Source organism: Hominimerdicola alba 8, assembly GCF_000178155.2.
GTDB lineage: Bacteria > Bacillota > Clostridia > Oscillospirales > Ruminococcaceae > Hominimerdicola > Hominimerdicola alba_C.
The window spans coordinates 20,174-38,012 of record NZ_ADKM02000031.1 but is presented as its reverse complement, the minus strand read 5'-3'; the positions used below and the strand labels follow the sequence as shown (position 1 = coordinate 38,012).

20 protein-coding genes are annotated in these 17,839 nt (G+C 47.3%); 11 read left to right on the top strand and 9 right to left on the bottom strand.

Going from position 1 to position 17,839, the window contains the following annotated elements:
- Positions 1 to 56 precede the first annotated feature (56 nt).
- Complete coding sequence (locus tag CUS_RS02775) at positions 57 to 767, bottom strand: MBL fold metallo-hydrolase (RefSeq protein ID WP_002847460.1); 711 nt, start codon at positions 765 to 767, stop codon at positions 57 to 59.
- 314 nt (positions 768 to 1,081) lie between these two features.
- Between CUS_RS02775 and CUS_RS02770 the strand changes: the two genes are divergently transcribed.
- The 6 genes from CUS_RS02770 (at position 1,082) to CUS_RS02750 (ending at position 5,512) form a co-directional block, all read left to right on the top strand.
- A complete protein-coding gene (locus CUS_RS02770) occupies positions 1,082 to 1,696 on the top strand; it encodes a TetR/AcrR family transcriptional regulator (RefSeq protein WP_002847475.1) in 615 nt (204 codons plus the stop codon).
- A gap of 107 nt (positions 1,697 to 1,803) precedes the next feature.
- Positions 1,804 to 1,974 carry a FeoB-associated Cys-rich membrane protein gene (locus CUS_RS19025; protein ID WP_002847468.1) on the top strand — a complete coding sequence of 57 codons (171 nt, stop codon included), beginning with the start codon at positions 1,804 to 1,806 and terminating at the stop codon, positions 1,972 to 1,974.
- 23 nt (positions 1,975 to 1,997) lie between these two features.
- Positions 1,998 to 2,219 carry a FeoA family protein gene (locus CUS_RS02765; protein WP_002847465.1) on the top strand — a complete coding sequence of 74 codons (222 nt, stop codon included), beginning with the start codon at positions 1,998 to 2,000 and terminating at the stop codon, positions 2,217 to 2,219.
- Positions 2,216 to 4,057: a ferrous iron transporter B gene (feoB, locus tag CUS_RS02760; protein ID WP_002847421.1), complete on the top strand. Its 1,842-nt coding sequence runs from the start codon at positions 2,216 to 2,218 to the stop codon at positions 4,055 to 4,057. Before CUS_RS02765 ends, feoB begins: the two co-directional genes overlap by 4 nt.
- Positions 4,058 to 4,234: 177 nt before the next feature.
- Positions 4,235 to 4,837: a TetR/AcrR family transcriptional regulator gene (locus tag CUS_RS02755; protein ID WP_002847462.1), complete on the top strand. Its 603-nt coding sequence runs from the start codon at positions 4,235 to 4,237 to the stop codon at positions 4,835 to 4,837.
- 102 nt (positions 4,838 to 4,939) lie between these two features.
- Positions 4,940 to 5,512, top strand: coding sequence for an MptD family putative ECF transporter S component (locus CUS_RS02750; protein WP_002847451.1), 573 nt, complete (start codon positions 4,940 to 4,942; stop codon positions 5,510 to 5,512).
- 254 nt (positions 5,513 to 5,766) lie between these two features.
- Here CUS_RS02750 and CUS_RS02745 read toward each other — a convergent pair whose 3' ends face one another.
- Positions 5,767 to 6,678: a hypothetical protein gene (locus tag CUS_RS02745; RefSeq protein ID WP_002847454.1), complete on the bottom strand. Its 912-nt coding sequence runs from the start codon at positions 6,676 to 6,678 to the stop codon at positions 5,767 to 5,769.
- A 427-nt stretch (positions 6,679 to 7,105) separates the two neighbouring features.
- On the opposite strand from CUS_RS02745, the gene CUS_RS19705 reads away from it, so the two are divergent.
- Complete coding sequence (locus CUS_RS19705; protein WP_157769489.1) at positions 7,106 to 7,273, top strand: hypothetical protein; 168 nt, start codon at positions 7,106 to 7,108, stop codon at positions 7,271 to 7,273.
- Between the two features lie 57 nt (positions 7,274 to 7,330).
- Here CUS_RS19705 and CUS_RS02740 read toward each other — a convergent pair whose 3' ends face one another.
- Positions 7,331 to 7,855 carry an S-ribosylhomocysteine lyase gene (locus CUS_RS02740; protein ID WP_002847423.1) on the bottom strand — a complete coding sequence of 175 codons (525 nt, stop codon included), beginning with the start codon at positions 7,853 to 7,855 and terminating at the stop codon, positions 7,331 to 7,333.
- Between the two features lie 440 nt (positions 7,856 to 8,295).
- Here CUS_RS02740 and CUS_RS02735 point away from each other — a divergent pair, with 440 nt between their 5' ends.
- The gene (locus CUS_RS02735; RefSeq protein ID WP_002847389.1) at positions 8,296 to 9,213 is read left to right on the top strand and encodes an acyl-CoA thioester hydrolase/BAAT C-terminal domain-containing protein; all 918 of its coding nucleotides are present in this window, start codon (positions 8,296 to 8,298) and stop codon (positions 9,211 to 9,213) included.
- A 63-nt stretch (positions 9,214 to 9,276) separates the two neighbouring features.
- Here the strand turns inward: CUS_RS02735 and CUS_RS02730 are convergent, their stop codons facing one another.
- The 6 genes from CUS_RS02730 to CUS_RS02715 form a co-directional block, all read right to left on the bottom strand.
- On the bottom strand, positions 9,277 to 11,352 hold the full coding sequence (locus CUS_RS02730) for a heavy metal translocating P-type ATPase (protein ID WP_002847444.1): 2,076 nt from the start codon (positions 11,350 to 11,352) through the stop codon (positions 9,277 to 9,279).
- Positions 11,352 to 11,612, bottom strand: a complete 261-nt coding sequence (locus CUS_RS02725; RefSeq protein WP_002847452.1) for a DUF6110 family protein — start codon at positions 11,610 to 11,612, stop codon at positions 11,352 to 11,354. Before CUS_RS02725 ends, CUS_RS02730 begins: the two co-directional genes overlap by 1 nt.
- A 134-nt stretch (positions 11,613 to 11,746) precedes the next feature.
- Positions 11,747 to 11,977, bottom strand: a complete 231-nt coding sequence (locus CUS_RS19020; protein WP_080559504.1) for a GNAT family N-acetyltransferase — start codon at positions 11,975 to 11,977, stop codon at positions 11,747 to 11,749.
- Entirely contained in the window at positions 11,922 to 12,350 is a 429-nt protein-coding gene (locus CUS_RS02720; RefSeq protein ID WP_002847463.1) for a hypothetical protein, read from the bottom strand. The genes CUS_RS19020 and CUS_RS02720 overlap by 56 nt, the downstream gene beginning before the upstream one ends.
- A gap of 2 nt (positions 12,351 to 12,352) precedes the next feature.
- Positions 12,353 to 12,502 carry a hypothetical protein gene (locus CUS_RS19700; protein ID WP_157769487.1) on the bottom strand — a complete coding sequence of 50 codons (150 nt, stop codon included), beginning with the start codon at positions 12,500 to 12,502 and terminating at the stop codon, positions 12,353 to 12,355.
- 102 nt (positions 12,503 to 12,604) lie between these two features.
- Positions 12,605 to 13,213, bottom strand: coding sequence for an L-2-amino-thiazoline-4-carboxylic acid hydrolase (locus tag CUS_RS02715; RefSeq protein WP_002847425.1), 609 nt, complete (start codon positions 13,211 to 13,213; stop codon positions 12,605 to 12,607).
- A gap of 405 nt (positions 13,214 to 13,618) precedes the next feature.
- Between CUS_RS02715 and CUS_RS02710 the strand changes: the two genes are divergently transcribed.
- From CUS_RS02710 to CUS_RS02700, 3 genes are all read left to right on the top strand, one after another.
- Positions 13,619 to 14,326: an ABC transporter ATP-binding protein gene (locus tag CUS_RS02710; protein WP_002847447.1), complete on the top strand. Its 708-nt coding sequence runs from the start codon at positions 13,619 to 13,621 to the stop codon at positions 14,324 to 14,326.
- A 12-nt stretch (positions 14,327 to 14,338) separates the two neighbouring features.
- Entirely contained in the window at positions 14,339 to 16,633 is a 2,295-nt protein-coding gene (locus CUS_RS02705; protein WP_002847471.1) for an ABC transporter permease, read from the top strand.
- 214 nt (positions 16,634 to 16,847) lie between these two features.
- Positions 16,848 to 17,798 carry a DHH family phosphoesterase gene (locus tag CUS_RS02700; RefSeq protein ID WP_002847449.1) on the top strand — a complete coding sequence of 317 codons (951 nt, stop codon included), beginning with the start codon at positions 16,848 to 16,850 and terminating at the stop codon, positions 17,796 to 17,798.
- Positions 17,799 to 17,839 lie beyond the last annotated feature (41 nt).

Below are 17,839 nucleotides of genomic sequence, written 5' to 3'. Positions count from 1 at the left end.
GCCCGTCATACAGCCCCCGCAGACCGACCAAAGTCTGCGGGGGCTTTTTATCGCAGTTATATGTCATTCTCGTATAAGGGCGCGAGCGTTATGTTTTTTCCTGCTATGACCTTCTTTACCACATCTTCGCGGTCAAGGTGCATCAGGCAGACTCTTACACCATCAGCTGTCAGCTTCTCAAATGTGGGCAGAACATCTTCAAGATAAAGGTGAACATCACTCCTGAAAGTTGCAGCTTCGGCGTAAAGGAACGAACCCTCTGACAGCAGCGGGAGGAAAGGGCACAATGTTGCAGTATCGCCTGTGTATACCACATTTCTGCCGTTTATTTTCAGCCGGTAGCCGAAACATTTGCCTGCAAGAGTGCTTGAATGGGTCGTGGGGACTGATTTTACAAACCAGCTTTTTTGCAGACAGTCAGCTGTGGTGATATCATACCATTCGGGCTCACAGCCCTCTATCCTGTTAAGCAGTATAGTCAGGTCTTCTCTGACTTCATCTGACGGGGCAACGACAGTGACACGCTTTTTCATGAGGCTTGCAAACCATACGAATTGAAGCATCATGCCCACACCGCCTGCGTGGTCGCCGTGAGTATGGGTGATGAGTATGAATATATTATCGAACTTCTCCCACTCCATACGCTTGACTTTCTGAAAAGTCGATGCGGGACAGTCGATGATTACAAGTTCGTTGTTTTCAATAAAAAAAGCAGAATTGTGCGCGTCCGCAAAGGCAGAACCGCGTCCGAAAAACTTTAACGGCATAGTGACACCCCTTTTTCAGCAAGTAATTACCGAAAATAGTATAGCACATCTGATGTGTTATTGCAAGCCAACTTTTTAAATTCACAAAATCCGGTCGCAAAAGCTGGGATTTATGGGTTTTGTGACTGGATTTTGTCTGAATTTTAAGGCGGATCGCTATAGTTAACTGGCGCTTATCATCAAATGGAAGTTTGTTTAATCTAACCATATTATTCAAAACGCTAAAAATAAACTGACACCCTTGACAAACGTAAGAGAACAGTGTATTCTTATATAAGAGAACGGCGTTCACTAAAAAGACAGGAGATAACAAAATGCCAAGAGATAAGACAGAGAGCCGTGAGCGCATCGTGGCGGCGGCAAAAGAAGAGTTTCTGAACTGCGGCTTTGAGAATGCTTCGATGCGGCGTATAGCGGCAGGCGCAGGTATGACTGTTTCGGGGCTGTATAAGCATTTCCCTAGTAAAGAGGATATGTTTGCCCACTTAGTACAGCCGATACTTGACAGCTTTTATGAGCTTTACCGCCGCAAAGAGCAGGAGGAGCATGATGCCATCGCAGAAATAGGTGCGGCGGCGGCATTTCTTAATGAAGATGCGGTGTTCGCTATGGAGTTTGTGTATGACCATTTTGACGAGTTCAAACTGCTGGTATGCTGTTCAAAGGGGACGCGGTATGAGGACTATGCCCATAAGCTCACCGAGATGGAGGAGGAGAGTTCGCTGAAGCACATCGAGGCACTGCGCATGCGCGGTGACTGTGTGCCTGATTTTGACAGGCGCGAGTTCCATCTGCTGGTATCCTCAAATGTCGAGGCGGTCTTACAGCCTATAAGACACGATTTCGACCGTGAGGCGGCATTGCACTATGCAAAGACGATAAACACGTTTTTCTCAAAGGGCTGGAAGTGGCTCTGCGGAATGGAATGACGGGCAGTGTATCTGCGGTAAGAACGGATATGTTTATGTCGGCTTTGTGCCGATATAAATTTGCATAAGAGTTAGCGCGGACTAACTTTTATAAGGAGGTAATTCATATGACATGGCTTGCCGAAAACATCATGTCGGTGGTGCTGCTGGCAGTTGTGGCGCTCATAGTGTTCTTTATTGTGAGGAGCAAGATAAGAGCGAAAAAGTCGGGCGGCTGCGGGTGCGGCTGTTCGGGCTGCAGCGGGTGCAGCTGCGGCGCGGGAAAGGATAAAAAGTAAATATCAGAATTGGAGGAAAAAACATGAAGCTGACAGACTCAACTGCCGATATGCAGGGCAGGATACTTTCGGTGGGCGGCGATGACCATTTCATGAACCGCATAACTTCCATCGGCATAACGGAGGGCACAGCCTTCCAGACGGTGAGAAATGACAGGAAAATGCCTGTGCTGATATATCTCAGAGAAACGCTCATCTCACTGAACAGGGCAGATGCAGAGAGGATAGAGGTGGAGGCAGTATGACAGGCAGTATCGCACTTCTGGGTCAGCCGAATTCGGGCAAATCGACCATATACAACAACCTGACAGGCGCACGTCAGCATGTGGGCAACTGGGCAGGCAAGACCGTTGAGAAGAACGAGGGCAGCTTCACATACAACGGCGTAAAGTACACAGTCACCGACCTGCCGGGAAGCTACGGTCTTTCGGGCAATTCGGACGAGGAGATAATCACAACGGATTTCATAAAGTCGGGCAAGAGCGAACTGACAGTGGTGCTGGTGGACGCATCACAGCTTGAAAGAAGCATGTTCATGCTGGCGGAGTTTGCACGCCTTGACAAACCTGCCATGCTGGTGCTTAACATGATGGACGTTGCAAAGGATATGGGCAAGGATATAGACACCGATGCGCTGGCGAAAAAGCTGGGCATACCCGTCCTGCCTTTCAATGCCACAGATACAAAGGATTATGACAAGCTGAAAAAGCTGATAGCCGAAGAACTCAAAAAACCTCACAAGCTGTCTGTAAAAGCCCCCGAAGGCAAGGCTGATGTAAAGGCTGACAGCAAGGCGAAATTTGACTGGGTAAGCGAGATACTCGAAAATGTCACAAGGACAAGGGAATCGGTCTACAAGATGTCGAAATTCGACCGTGTTATGACAAGACCGATACTGGGCAAGGTCATCTGTATCGCGGTGGTGCTGCTGGCATTCATGGTATCGATGATAGTCATGCTGCCGTTTGCGGGTGTCGGTCAGATGATACCCACACTTCTGCACGAACCCGTTGACAAACTGCTTACAGGCTGGAACGTTCACCCCTGGATAGTGAACATATTCAGCATGATGATACCGAACACACTGTCATTCACAATATCTATGGCGAGCTTTGTTCTCGGTGTTAACATTGTTTTCGGCTTTCTTGAAGAAACAGGCTTTATCGCACGCGCGGCATATCAGTTTGACGGACTGCTTTCAAAGCTGGGCTTGCAGGGCAAGGCTATCTGTCCGATGCTGATGGGCTTCGGCTGTACTATCGGCGGCGCATGCGGCACAAGGGTCATGGATAACTGGGGTCAGCGAATGCTGGCGATGTCCATAGTCTGGGCGATACCGTGTGCGTCGATCTGGTCGATAATACCTGTGGTATCGGGCATGTTCTTTACATGGTGGCAGACTATGCTTGTGTGTGTCGGCATACTGGCTTATGTGGTCGTTTCGATGATAATAGTGTCAAAAGTGTTCGGCAGAAAACTCGCGCCGATGGAAACAAGAAGCGGCATGATAATGGAACTTCCGCCCTACCATAAGGCACACTGGAAGCATATCCTGAAAGAAGCCTTCTTCAAGGCATGGGATATATTCAAAAGGGCGCTGGGCACTGTAACACTTGTTTCGCTTATATTCTATGTGCTTTCTTTCAGCAGGGACGGCAACGTCAACAACAGCCTGCTTTACCGCGTTGGCACGACCATCGAACCTGTCACAAAGTTCTTCGGCATGGGCTGGCAGACATTTGTGGCGTTCTTAAGCGGTGCTTTCGCTAAGGAAGCGGTACTTGGTACGCTGAACGCTGTTTTCATGGGCGGCAACTCCGTTATGGAAGCCGCATTCTTCTCACAGGGAACTTCCACCGATACCGCACTGCTTGGCACAGCGATGTCGCAGGCTGTATCTGCCGCAGAAGCCCTCGCATTCATGTTCGCAACGACTTTCAGTGTACCATGCCTGATGGCGCTTTCTACCACCTACAAGGAGTCGCATTCGCTTAAATGGACAGTCAAGGTCGCACTTTTCTACATCTGCAATGCGCTGGTGCTTTCCTGCATCGTTTACCATGTGGCTGAACTTTTCATGTGATGCTGTTAAACGCTGATAAATATTCTGAATAAAGACCGAAAGCGCCTTGCCGAAGCATCATCGAATGCTCGGCGGGCGCTTTTATCTGTGAAAAAAATTTTTTACCCCCCTTGACAAACGTGAGTTAATATGATAAACTAAAGATAGTTAATACTGTTAGCTAATGAGGTGTATGCAATGCCAAAGGATAAAACAGCCACCAACCGCAGGATAATCGAATGTATGAAGAATGAGTTCCTGACGCATGGTTATGACAAGGCATCGCTCAACCGCATATCGGCTGAGGTAGGTATCACCACAGCAGGTCTGTATAAGCATTTCAGCGGCAAGGAGGATATGTTTTACTATCTTGTCAAAGACACTCTTGATGCGTTAAAAGCAATGCAGGCTGACGGCAGTGAGAATATGTCGGGTGATATCACATCTTTTGACCCTTTTGGTGAAGAATGGTCATCTGCTATGACAGATTTCATCTTTTCCAACTATGATGGCGTAAAACTGCTGGTATGCTGTTCGGCAGGTTCAGTATTTGAGGATTTCGAGGAAGAACTGATAGAAAGCGAAACGTCATCTAACAAGCAGTACGCCGAGATACTCAGAAAGTCGGGCAGGAATGTAAGACAACTGACCGAAATGGAGTGGCATATACTTTCTACCGAATATATCCATCTGGTCTTTGAGATAGTCAGGCACGACCTGACGAGGGAGGAAGCCGTCCGACATATGGAGTTTGTCAAGACGTTGCTGTATCCCGGCTGGAAAGAGATATTCGGGTTGTGAATAAATATCAGAGATACAAAAATTCCGCTTATTAAGCGGATTTTTTGCTTTTATGGGGAAAGTTAATACTTCCCCGAAAAATTAACTTAAGGAGTTGTTTTTATGGAAAAACGATGGAACAAGAAAAATGCCTTGTGGCAGTTGGTGTATGTGCTGCTGTACTTTGTGGCTACGCTGGCGGTCTGCGGAATGGGTGCGGTACACCCTGTACTGTTTGTGCTGTATCAGGTAACGGCAGGCGTGCTTATCACAGGTATAACGGTGAAAGCCTTTGAACGTATACAAGCACCGTTCGTGGCGCTTTCTTTTTCTTTGGGGCTTATGCTGATATTTCTGCTGATAGGGGAGTTCAACCTATGGCACGCACTGCCAATAGCGGTCATAGGCATTCTTGCAGAGGTCATAGGTCTGGTGATAGGCAATGAAAAGTGGGCGGCGATAGTCGCTAAAAGCGTTGTGATGAGTTTTTCGACCTTCGGTTATTACGGTCAGATATGGTTCAACCGCGATTTCACATATGACTGCGCAGTTGAAGAGATGCCCGCAGGCTACGCACAGCAGCTTATGGACTGTAGTCCCGCGTGGGCGCTGCCTGCGGTGGTCATAGTCGGTATAGGGCTTTCGGTGTGCGCGGCATTTATCACAAGGAAGCTGTTCAGGCTTAATGTTGATTGAAATATATGGTTAACCATTTTAATACACCACCGGGAATAAAGGTATAACAAGAAACAGTTATGAGATGTTTTCTTTCCATGCGTTCACACATGTAAAGAAAACCGCCGACTATGGTCAATAGTCGCAGAAAGTCTGTTAAGCACAATATGTCAGCGGAATGACCACATATCATATTCATAAAAAGATCCCCCGAATCTGTAACATAAAGCCATAGATCGGGGGAACATTTACATTTTCAGCTTATATCTTAAAACTTAAAGGACTACAGGTTCGGTATTTATGATCTTGCAGTTGCCGTCAAGATCTTCATAGACAGTTACAAGTGTAAGAGAAGGGATGGGATCCGGAACAACTATCTTGCTTTCACAAAGGATAAGATAATTCTTGCCTGCAACTATCTGATAGCCAAGATAAGCGATAGGCTCATAGTCTACACCCAAGAGATCCTTTGTAGCCTTTTCAAAAGCATTTTTTACTTCAGGATTGCTGTTAAGGTCTGTAGCACCGTCATTGGCAATAAATCCACCCGGAACAGGAGCGCCAATTATTTCCTTGATTTCTGTAATAACAGCGTTACCTTCTGTATCTTCATATACATAAACGAGCTTCATAGTCGGCTTAGGATCAAGTGTAACAGGGGTGATCCTGCAGAGGATACAGTAATTCTTTCCTGCAACTATCTGAGTGCCAAGTAAAGCAATAGGTTCATATTTTGCACCTAACATACCCGCTGTAGCCTTTTCAATTGCAGCAAGTGCATCAGGATGCTTATCAATGCTCGGATCACCAAGAGTGATATTCCAGCCGCCGAGAACGATATTATCGTTTGCTGAACAATCGCAGGTAGCTGCGAATACAGGATAATCAGCACCTAATACATCTTTTATACCTGTAATAGTTGCATTGCCATTAAGATCTTCATAAACGATCACAACTTTAAGAGTAGTTGCAGGATCCAGTGTTGCGGGGGTAGCTTTACAGAGTATGGCATAATTCTTTCCCGAAACTATCTGTGTTGCAAGAAGAGCTACAGGTGTAAATTTTACGCCTATAAATCCTGCTGTAGCCTTTTCAAATGCAGCAAGTGCATCAGGGTGTTTTTCAATGCTTGTATCTCCATGAGTGATAGTCCAGCCGCCTTTAACAGTTGTGTTTTCAATGCTCATAATAAGCCCTCCTAAAAAATAATGGTTTTAATTTAATTATGATAAAAATTAAATAAAGAAATATTTGGTTTACATCGATGTGAATATATTATACATTATATCCAATAAAATGTCAATACCTTTTGGGCAATTGTTTCAATTAAAAATAAACATGGTTATCCCGCTGACACACCACAAAAAAAACAGCGATCTGGCAGAACTTAAAGTGGTTGGCGGATATCTTTCCCCCGCCGCAGGCGGGGGAAAGATATCCTGCGATCAATTATCCTTTTGTTTACCGCATTTTCAGCAGGTGTGCTAAAGGGATAGTCATAAAAATAAATAAGAGAGCTCAATGTGTTGAGGACATATCATTTACACTATACACGACCTTGACAGGGCGGTGAAAGAGTGGCAAGACAAAGGATCTACAGTTTAATAGGTCAGAGTGAAAAATCCCATAAATGCGCTGATATATCTTAAGGTGGTCTACAGGACAGTTGAGAAGAATGCCGCCGCCATTAAACATCCGGTGCAGGACGACACTTTGCAGGTGGTCACAGGCAGTGGTTCAAAGATAATATCGGTGGAGTTTGAGGGATATACCGAAAGATGAAAAAAAGGCACTTCTGCATTCAGGAGTGCCTTGCCTTTATAGATGTGTGTGCGGGAATTAAGAATCGAAGAACTGTCTGCCGTCATCGGTGACAAGTCTTTCAGATCTCGGATACTCGAAAATCACACTGTTGCCTGCATTCTCGGTCAGATAGTCAGCAAATCTGCGGGCATACCACTTTGCCATGCCGAGATTGTGCAGCAGATAATTGCCGCAGTTCACAGCAGAAGCACCGGGAACTTCTTCCGCTTCTTCCACCGATTTGAAAGCACCGAGTATAAGATCATATATCTCGCTTGGTGCGCGGTTGCCCTTAAGTATAAGGTAGAAGCCCGTCAGACAGCCCATCGGACCCCAGTAGATGACGCTGTCTTTCCAGTCGGGGTCGTTTCTGAGGTAGGTGGCGATCACATGTTCCAGCGTGTGCATGGCACCCACATCGATCGCGGGTTCGATATTAGGTCTTGTGACCCTCACATCGTAAGTTGTTATCTTCTCATCGCCCAGAATATCCACTCTGCTGGTGAATATGCCTGGAACGATCTTTGTGTGGTCAACGGAAAAGCTGGGGATAAGATCCATATTTGTATCTCCTTTCAGATATCGGTCATTGAATACTTTTACATAATGCCGCATGGAAAGAATTCTGTATGCTATGCGGCACCATATTTAAATTATACACCATTGAGTTGATGATGTCAATATCATGACTGTGTTATACTTGCCGTGTGTGGAAATATGTTCTGCATATACCGCGATAAGTGCATTCATTATTATGACTATCCCTTTAGCACACCACTGCAAAATACCTTTATCAATGAGGAAAAACTGAGTTGATGTTATCTTTCCCCCCGCCGCAGGCGGGGGAAAGATAACCGCCAACTGTATTCAATTCCCGATATAACATCGTTTATTTTGGTGTATCAGCGGGATAATCACATTCATTATTGACTTTTGGGGTATGATGTGATATAATTGTTTTTAGTTAGTTTTGCATAACTTAAAAAGTGCGGGGTGAGGGAATGATATACGAAAATTTCACGATGAAAAAAGACGGCTTTACGGGGCATCTTGCCGAACCTGACGGCGGCAGTGACAGGGCAGTTATAATAATAATGGGTGGCGAACAGAGTCTTCTGCCAGGTATCAAATTTGCAGAGCGATTTGCGGACTACGGCATCACGGGTCTGGCGGTGTCGCTTTTCGGGGCAGAGGGTCTGCCTGCTTCGCCTGACAGGATACCGCTTGATATGTTCAGACCTGCGGTCAGATATCTGCGTGAGGCAAAGCATATCGCTCATATCAGTGTTTACGGGCAGTCGATGGGTTCCATATTTGCACTGTTGTGTGCGGTGTATATCGGCGGTTTTGAGAAGCTGATAATGGTATCGCCGACTCATGTTCCGTTTGAGGGAACACTTGCCGACAAAAAGACCATGACAGGTCACAGCGTGGTGACTTATCTTGGCAAGGAGATACCGTATGTTACGGCAGATTTCTCGCATTTCCGCGCAGGCAGGTACATGCGCCATCCCGCAGTCCCTTACAAGGTCACGGGCATGTGGGCGGCTTATTACAAAGCGTACTGCGACAAAGAGGGCGTTGAGAAAGCCGAACTTCCGATAGAGAGATGCGGTGCAGATGTACTGCTGATAGCGGGCGCTATGGACGAATGCTGGTATGCGGGATATTCGGTCAAGCGGCTTTCTGCAAGGCTTAAAAGAAAAGGCTTTTGCAGGCAGGTAAAGACTGTTGTTTTTCCGCATGGCAGTCATCTCAACGGGCTAATGCCGAACCGTCAGCGCGAGCGGAAACTCTACCGCATGATACCGCTGATAGGGCTGTTTTATCGAACTTTCGGCAGATACCGCAAAGAGAACATGGAGTATTTTGCACGCGCCGAAAAGGAGATAGTCGCATGGGTAAAAGGCGAAAAATGATATATATTGGGCTTGCTCCTCAGCAACAAAAAAGAAGTCGGCTGCCCGACTTCTTTTTTTCTGTTATGGCAGATATGCACGCATATCCGAAAGTGCTGTCGATATGGTCGATCCGTTGTGAAGCAGTGCCGAAGTCGTCGGCGTTATTATGCCGAATGCGCCCAGCACCATCAGTGCGGTGTTGAAAGTCATTATAAAGCGGTAATTGCGGTCGATGCGCGTCATAAGCGCACGACTTATCTTACGCAGTGTCAGCAGACAGTAGAGGTCATCAGCCGAGATGGTGATGTCCGCTATCTCCCGCGCGATGGCAGCGCCGGAACTAATGGCTATGCCTGCATCGGCTTCTGAAAGGGCAGGGGAGTCATTCATGCCGTCACCGACCATTATGACCTTTCTTCCCTCCGCTTTCTGCTGTCTTATGAATTCAGCCTTGTCTTCGGGCAGTACTTCGTAATGCAGTTCGTCAACGCCCACCTTTTCGGCAACGCATCTGGCGACCCGCTTGCTGTCGCCTGTCATCATGACTATCTTTTCAAAACCAAGTTCTCTCAGCGATGATACCACTTCTGCGGCTTCGTCCCTCAGCGGGTCTTCAATGCAGAGTACAGCCGCCAGTGCTCCGCCGACAGCCAAGAACAGGTGAGAATACTGATGCGGCAGACTGTCGAACTTCTCCTGCTCATCTGCGGGGATAGTGCAGCCCTCGTCTTCAAAAACAAAGTGATAGCTTCCGATGACAGCTTTTTTGCCGTCTATCGAACTTGATATGCCGTGTGCTACCACATATTCCACCGTTGAGTGCTTTTCTTCGTGGTCGATGCCGCGACGCTTTGCTTCTTCGACAACGGCGTTTGCTATCGAATGCGGGTAATGCTCTTCAAGGCAAGCCGCCAGCCGCAGTGCTTCTTCCTCGCTGCTGCCGCCAAATGTGAATATCTCTGCCACGCGCGGCGTTGAATGGGTCAGCGTGCCGGTCTTGTCAAACACTATGGTGTCAGCCTCGCTTACAGCTTCAAGGAACTTTCCGCCCTTGACAGTTATGCCGTGAACACTGCTCTCACGCATTGCTGAAATTACAGATATCGGTATCGCCAGTTTCAGAGCACAGGAGTAATCGACCATAAGTATCGATATCGCCTTAACACTGTCACCTGTCAGCAGATAGGTCAGCAAAGTTGCCGCCAGACTGTATGGCACCAGCTTGTCAGCCAGATGCACAGCCTTGCTCTCAGCCTGTGATTTCATTTTCTCGGATTCTTCTATCATCTTGACTATGCGGTCGTACTTGCCGCAGCCTGATGTCTTATCGACCCTGAATACGCAGCTGCCGTCTTCAACTACTGTGCCTGCGTAGACATAGCTGCCGACGGTTTTGTGTACAGGCAGGCTCTCACCTGTGAGAGATGCCTGATTGACCTCAGCTTCGCCCGAAAGCACCACGCCGTCAAGTGGTATCATGCTGCCGCTGCGCACGATGACTTCATCGCCCGCATTGATGGCGTTTGTGGGCACAAGCACCTCAGTGCCGTCTTTTATGACCCACACTTTGTCTATACCCAGTGACATCACGCCGGCAAGTTCATCCACTGATTTTTTGCGTGTCCATTCCTCAAGCAGTTCGCCCAGTCCCAGCATAAACATCACCGAAGATGCAGTGCCGCAGTCGTTTCTCAGCAGTGAAACGGTTATTGCCGTTGCGTCCAGCACAGAAACTTCTATTCTGCCGTGTGACAGTGCTGTCAGTGCTTCTTTGATGTGTTTCAGTGCATTTATCACCGTCAGTACGAACCTTATGGGTGCAGGTACTATCGTGCGTTTTGCGGCACGCCACATGAGCATCGCTATCAGCTTGTTCTCAAAACTGCGGTCAAGTTCGCGGCCGGTGTGTTCAGGCACGAGTGCTTCAGCACTTTCATCAGCAAAGGAAAAGCCTGCCAGTGCTTTTATGACATTCCTGCGTTCGCCGTCATACCATATCACGGCATCGCCTGTGCGGTCGTAGACCTTTGCGTTTGTAACAAAAGGCTTTGCCCTGAGGAAGAATTCCAGTATATCAGCCTGGTGCAGAGTCATTCTGCCGCAGACACAGTGTACCCTTATGCGCCCTCTGCTTTCGTGAAGTATCTCACACTTCATTATTCACATGTATCCTCAATGATTTCAACAGCGCTATCAGAAGACTTCTTCTCGTTTATCTCCTTAGCCTCAGCCACGATGTCGCCGCAGCCCTCACGCACCTTTGTGACATCGGTCATAACGCACTCTTTTGCTCTCAGCGCGGCAGCGGTCGTGTGAGCGTATACTTTCTTAGCTTCCTTGCTTTTCAGCAGCTTTACGCCTGCTGTTCCGCAGAGTAGACCGCCTGCAAATATCGCTAATTTCTGTAAATCTATCATAATGATACATCCTTTCTGTTAAAAATATTAGCTAGTACTAACTCGGTAAGTCTATAATAACACTTTTTTTATCAATTGTCAACCACTGCTTGCAACTTTTTTCAGATATGCCGTAATAAAGGGTTTTGGCGGCATTATTTGGTTTTATCAGACGGCTGCCATGTGAGAACGTATCTTGTAACGCCGTTGTCAGCGGTTTTGCTGCATGCAAGTCTGAAACCGTAATGACAGTACATATCGGCATAGTCTTTCATATCTGTGCCTATAAGCAGCGGGAGGTTTTTCTCTTCAGACATTTTCTTGGCAAAGTCAACCAGCTGCCGGGCATAGCCCTTGCCTTGCGAATCCTTGTTTACCGCCACCATGAGGACATCTATATGCGGTAACTTTTTTTAACTGTTTGTCTGCATCAGCTATCTGTCCGACATGCCCCAGCATTTTTTTCAGTTTGCCGAATGGCAGACCTGTGAACAGCCGCACCAGCATTTTCAGCTGCGGCAGAACGGCGTTATCTTTGATGTATTGCAGACCGATAAAACCGCAGCCGTCATCTGTCATGTAAAGCGAACCGCTTTCGTAAGCAAAGTCCACAAAAGCAGACATATACTTAAGCACCAGCGGTCTGCGTTCTTCAATGCTGCCGAACTCGTGAAAAAGTTCGTTTGTGACAAAAGCCTCGCCTGTTACAAAACGTATCCTTTCCAGTTCTTTTTCCGTCAGATCTTCAGCGTGCTTCATTCTTACGATGCCTCCTTTGCGAACAGATCATAGCTGACCCATACTGTAACAGCAGCAGAACGTACATCGGCAGTATCAGCAGGTATGACTGCCGCCCCATCTGCCCCGTGAACCTCGCCTGTAAAACAGAATATCTTTTTGTCAGTTAACACAGCTGTCGGTTAGGCAAAGCCAGGCAGCCGTTCACTTATACAGAAACAGATGCAGCCAAATGATCCGGAAATGTTGTTCTTATACAATTTTGTCATACTTGTTCAACCCTTATCCTTGTCCCACCAAAGTCTGTAGTCACAGCAGTCGTCGCCCTCAGCCACCGATCTTGTGCGCTTGTACTGAATGTGTCTGAAACCTGTCATGTACACCTTATCCATCGCACATATGGTCTGACAGACTTCGGGCATGCCGAGTTTTTTAGCCATTTCATGAAGCGGACAGCTAAGCACATCTACGCGGGAAGTATTTTCTGTGACCACCATATCACGCCTTGTGTAGCCCAGTTTCTCACTGCTGGCATGGTCTGTTATCTTGTCGATGTTTTTCCATATCAGCGCAGGTACACAGGGTATCATGGTGAATGCGTGTATCAGCCTGCGCAAACGTTCGCCCGTTTTTGTGCCGTATGACCTCAGAAGTTCCATAGCGGGATATTCGGGCTGACGCTTTTTCAGTGCAGTGTATACCGCCGCCGCAGGGAACAGCATGCCTGCTGTATCAAATTCGTCCTCTGCCGAGTATTTTTCATACAGATGTCTGTTCAGCCTTTCTGCCAGTGCCCATATCTTACGCGCTTCTTCGCAGCCGAATTCTGTTTCCAGTTCTCTGAACAGCTTTTTATAAATGATAGAACTGCTGATAGTTTTCATGGCATACAACCTCCTCAATGCCGAAAGTTCAGTGTGAAATATCAGTTATTTAAAACTAACCTGATTATATCACACTGCCGCCGTCAAGTCAATATTTATCGGCAGAGTTATTTTTTGATACGCAGTTCTTATAGCGATCCGCCTTAAAATACAGACAAGACACGGTCACAAAAACCATATATCGGAGGTCTTGTGACCGAATTTTGTGAATTTAAAAAGTTGTATCGCTATAGGTGAGTGAATGGTTGAGTCTGCTGAAAGCAGAAATGTGATTGTTAAAAGAAAACGTGTAAAAATACAAACTTCTTATCTCCGAGAAAATTTAATTGACAAAGATATTCAAAAGGTGTATAATGTGATTAGTTTAGACTAACTAACTATCACAAAAGAAATGGAGTGTATAAATTGTCAAAGACAGCAGTTGAATTCAAAGATGTAGTAAGGGTCTTCGGTAAAGGCGACGGTCAGCAGATCGCGGTGGATCATGTCAGCTTCACCATAGAAGAGGGCGAATTCGTTGTGATACTGGGGCGTTCGGGTGCGGGCAAGTCAACTGTGCTCAACATGCTGGGCGGAATGGATAAGCCCACTGAGGGCAAGGTAATAGTGGGCGGGCAGGAAGTTTCTGCCATGAATGACCGCCAGCTTTCGCAGTTCCGCGCTGATATGATAGGATTTATCTTTCAGTTCTATAACCTGATACCGGGTCTGACAGCTTATGAGAATGTGGCACTGGTCAAGGATATAAAGAAAGATTCTCTTGATGCTGATGAGATGCTTGAACGGGTAGGTCTTGCAGACCAGAAAAACAAGTTTCCGTCGCAGATGTCGGGCGGTCAGCAACAGCGCGTTTCCATCGCCCGCGCACTGGCTAAAGACCCTAAGATAATACTGGGCGACGAACCTACAGGTGCGCTGGATTCGGAAACGGGTCTGATAGTTCTGGAGATGTTGCAGAAACTCTCCACCGAACAGGGCAACACGGTCATACTGGTAACACACAACGCCGATTTCGCCAAGTGCGCCAACAAGGTAATACACATGCGCAACGGTAAGATAAAGTCCATAAAGACCAACGATGAACCCGCTTCTGCGCGGGATATCGAATGGTAAGGGGGCACGTTCATGCTTAAGCGTAAAATGCTCAGAGATATAAAGAGCGGTTTTGCACAGTTCTTTTCTATCTTTATCCTTGCGGCGGTGGCGATGTGGTGCTATACAGGATTTCAGGCGAATGTCATCGGCGGCAGCAAAGCACGCGAGGAACTCAACAAAACAACAAATTTCTCTGACGGCTGGATATACGGCGCAGCTTTTTCGGAAGAACAGGCAGATGCGGTGGCTGACGTTGACGGTGTAAATGATGTTCAGCTGAGGACGGAAGTTCTCGGCAAGGCTGACGAAAAATACCATTCTGCCGAACTTTACTGCTATTTTCAGTCATCGCAGAAAGTCACAAAGCCTTACACTATCGAGGGTGAGGACTATGACCCCGATGATGAAGACGGCGTGTGGCTCTTCCAGCGGTTTGCCGAAGCGTGGGGGCTTAAAGTCGGTGACAGCTTTACTTCGCATGTGATGGGGCTTGACCTGACAAAGACCATAAAAGGTCTTGTAGCTACCCCCGAATATGAGTATGCCTGTGCCAGCACCGATGCTGATACCGATTATCACAACATCAGCTTTGCGTATATGTCTGTTAAGGTGCTGCCCGAAGAACTGAGAAATTACAACGAGATAGTCTTTACCTGTGACGGCGACCCGCTCAAACTTGAAGAGGATATCTCAGATGCCCTTGATGGCAGCTATGCTTTCCTTGCCGACCGCAAGAGCATCGACGGCTACAACCGCCTGACCGATGAACTTTCACAGCATGACAGTTTTTCCTACGTGTTCTCGGCTGTGTTCGTGGCGATAGCACTGCTGGTCATCACCACCACCATGAAGCGTATGGTAGCACGTCAGCGCACACAGATAGGTACGCTGAACGCTCTGGGCATGAAAAACCGCAAGATAATGGCGCACTACATTAGTTTCAGTGTCGTAATAACTGCACTGGGCTGTATCGTGGGCGTGGTGCTGGGCGTATTCACATTCGGCAAAATGATGGTAGACCTTTTCGGTGAGTTTTACTGTGTACCGGGCTGGAGAGCGGGTTATGACGGCAAGAGCATACTGCTCTCGGCGGTCATCGTTGTCATATGCGCTGCCGCTGCATTTTTCAGCTGCCGCATGATACTGAAAGTACACCCTTCGGAAGCCCTCAGACCTGCTGCTGCAAAGACGGCAAAGCCCTGCATTTTCGAGAAGCTGCCTTTCTGGAACAAGCTGGGCTTCACTGCAAGGTATGACCTCAGAGATATCGCACGCTCAAAGCTGAGGGCTGTAATGGGCATCGCAGGCACTATGATGGGCATGGTCATCATGACGCTGGGTCTTGGTGCTTACGACACTCTCGGCTATGTGAGGAACTGGTATTTCAGTGATATACAGAACTATGAAACACAGGTGCTTTTCAAAGACAGCTGCACCCCCGAAGATGCACTCAGCATAGCTGATGAATATGACGGCGAACTCATATCGGCAGATCTTATCTCCATCGCCGCCGAAAGCCACCCGACTTCTGACGATATAGTAAGCTGTAAACTGACCGTCACTGAGGGAAAGGGGCTGTTCAGAGTATCCGACGATGCGCTGGATGTAACTCCGCTGGAAGCGGGCAGTGTGGCGCTGACCATGAAGCAGGCTGACAGACTTGGTCTTAAAAAGGGCGACACGGTCTACTGGAAACGCGCCGCAGATGACAAGTGGAACGAGAGCAGGATAGGATTCATTTCAAGGCACCCCTCGATAATGGGTATAACTATGCTCAGGGAAGATTACGAAGCGATGGGCTTTGAATTCAGACCTGCGATGCTGGTATCAAAGCAGAGTTGTGATGGTGCCGAAGATCTTGATTTTGTTTCCGCCGTACACAGTATGGACGACCTTAAAGCTGCTTTTGACAAGAGTATGGAAGTCATGGATCTGCTGGTATTTTTCATGGTATTCTTTGCGGCACTGCTGATAATCGTGGTGCTGTACAATTCGGGCAACCTGTCTTTCAATGAGCGCGAAAAGGAGTTTGCTACACTGAAAGTGCTGGGCTTCAAGAGTTCTGCCATCAGGCGGCTGATATCGGTGCAGAACCTCTGGCTGTCGGTGATAGGCGTTATCATCGGTATACCTCTGGGACAGGCACCTTTGCGGGCAATGATGGATTCAAACGGCGATCAGGTGGATTGGCCATGCTACATAAGCCCTGTGACATATGTTATCGCAGCAGCTTTCGTTATGCTTGTTTCTGTTGTGGTAGGTTTCATGTTCCGGAAGAGGATAAGAAAGATAGATATGGTCGAAGTACTCAAGGGCATGGAGTAGCGGGAATTATAGTGATCCGCCTTATGATAAGGCTCATTCAGCACTCACAGCTGCAAAAAGCGCAGCGTATTTGAGTGATGAATGCAGAAATAAATATATCCGCATTTTCACTTGACAGTTTTGTTATAACGAAGTATAATGTAAAATGTAAGATAAACGGGAATGGCTCACAGCGGGCTGTTCCCGTTTGTCGGAAATATAGGAGGAGCTGTCGATGGATATATCTGTTCGCAAAATGGCTGAGAAACTGAGAGAATATGATAATTACTGCATCGTCTACCATATCCGTCCCGATGGTGACTGTATCGGGTCAGCATTCGGGCTGTGTCTTGCGTTGCAGTCTGTAAGTAAAAAATGTACAGTCAGAGGTCAGGACGAGATACCGCGCATACACCGATATATGACCGACAAAGTTCGGTGCGATGATGTCGGTGAGCCTGTTTATATCGCTGTTGACTGCGCTTCGCGCTACAGGGTCGGAACTTATGGTGATAAGCATTTCACTTTCTGCATTGACCATCATCAAAACACTTTTGACAATGTGGACTATCGCTATGTGGAAACAGATACGGGTGCCTGTGCAGAGATAATCTTCAAGGTTATAAGAGAGATGGGCATAACTGTCACCAAACCGATAGCCGACCTGCTTTACACAGCGGTCGTCACCGACACCCTATGTTTCAGGACTACTGACACAGATGTGCAGACTTTTGAGGTCGCCGCCGAACTTGCAAAAGCAGGAGCAGATGTCTATCATATCGGCAGGATAAACACTTTCATAAAGTCGGCAGGCAGAATGAAGATAGAGAATATCCTGCGTGACAGTTTCCATTTCACTTATGATGATAAGATAGTTACGGGCATCATCATGCTGAAAGACCTTGAAACAGCAGGTGTGGCGGATTCCGACCTTGAAGGCATAAACAGTTTTGTCGAGCAGATAGAGGGTCTGCGTATAGGTGTGACAATCAGGGAACTGCCTGACGGGCGAATGAGATGTTCGATGAGGACCGGCGGTGAACTTTCTGCCAATGATATCTGCAAATCTCACGGGGGCGGCGGTCACTTTCATGCCGCATGCTGTGAACTTGATATGAGTGCATCGGAAGCAAGAGATGTCATCGAAAAGACCTGCCGTGAATATCTCGAAAGCAAAGGGTACTGACAGGTAAGCGCTTTCTGAATTCATAATTCATAATTGTTGGC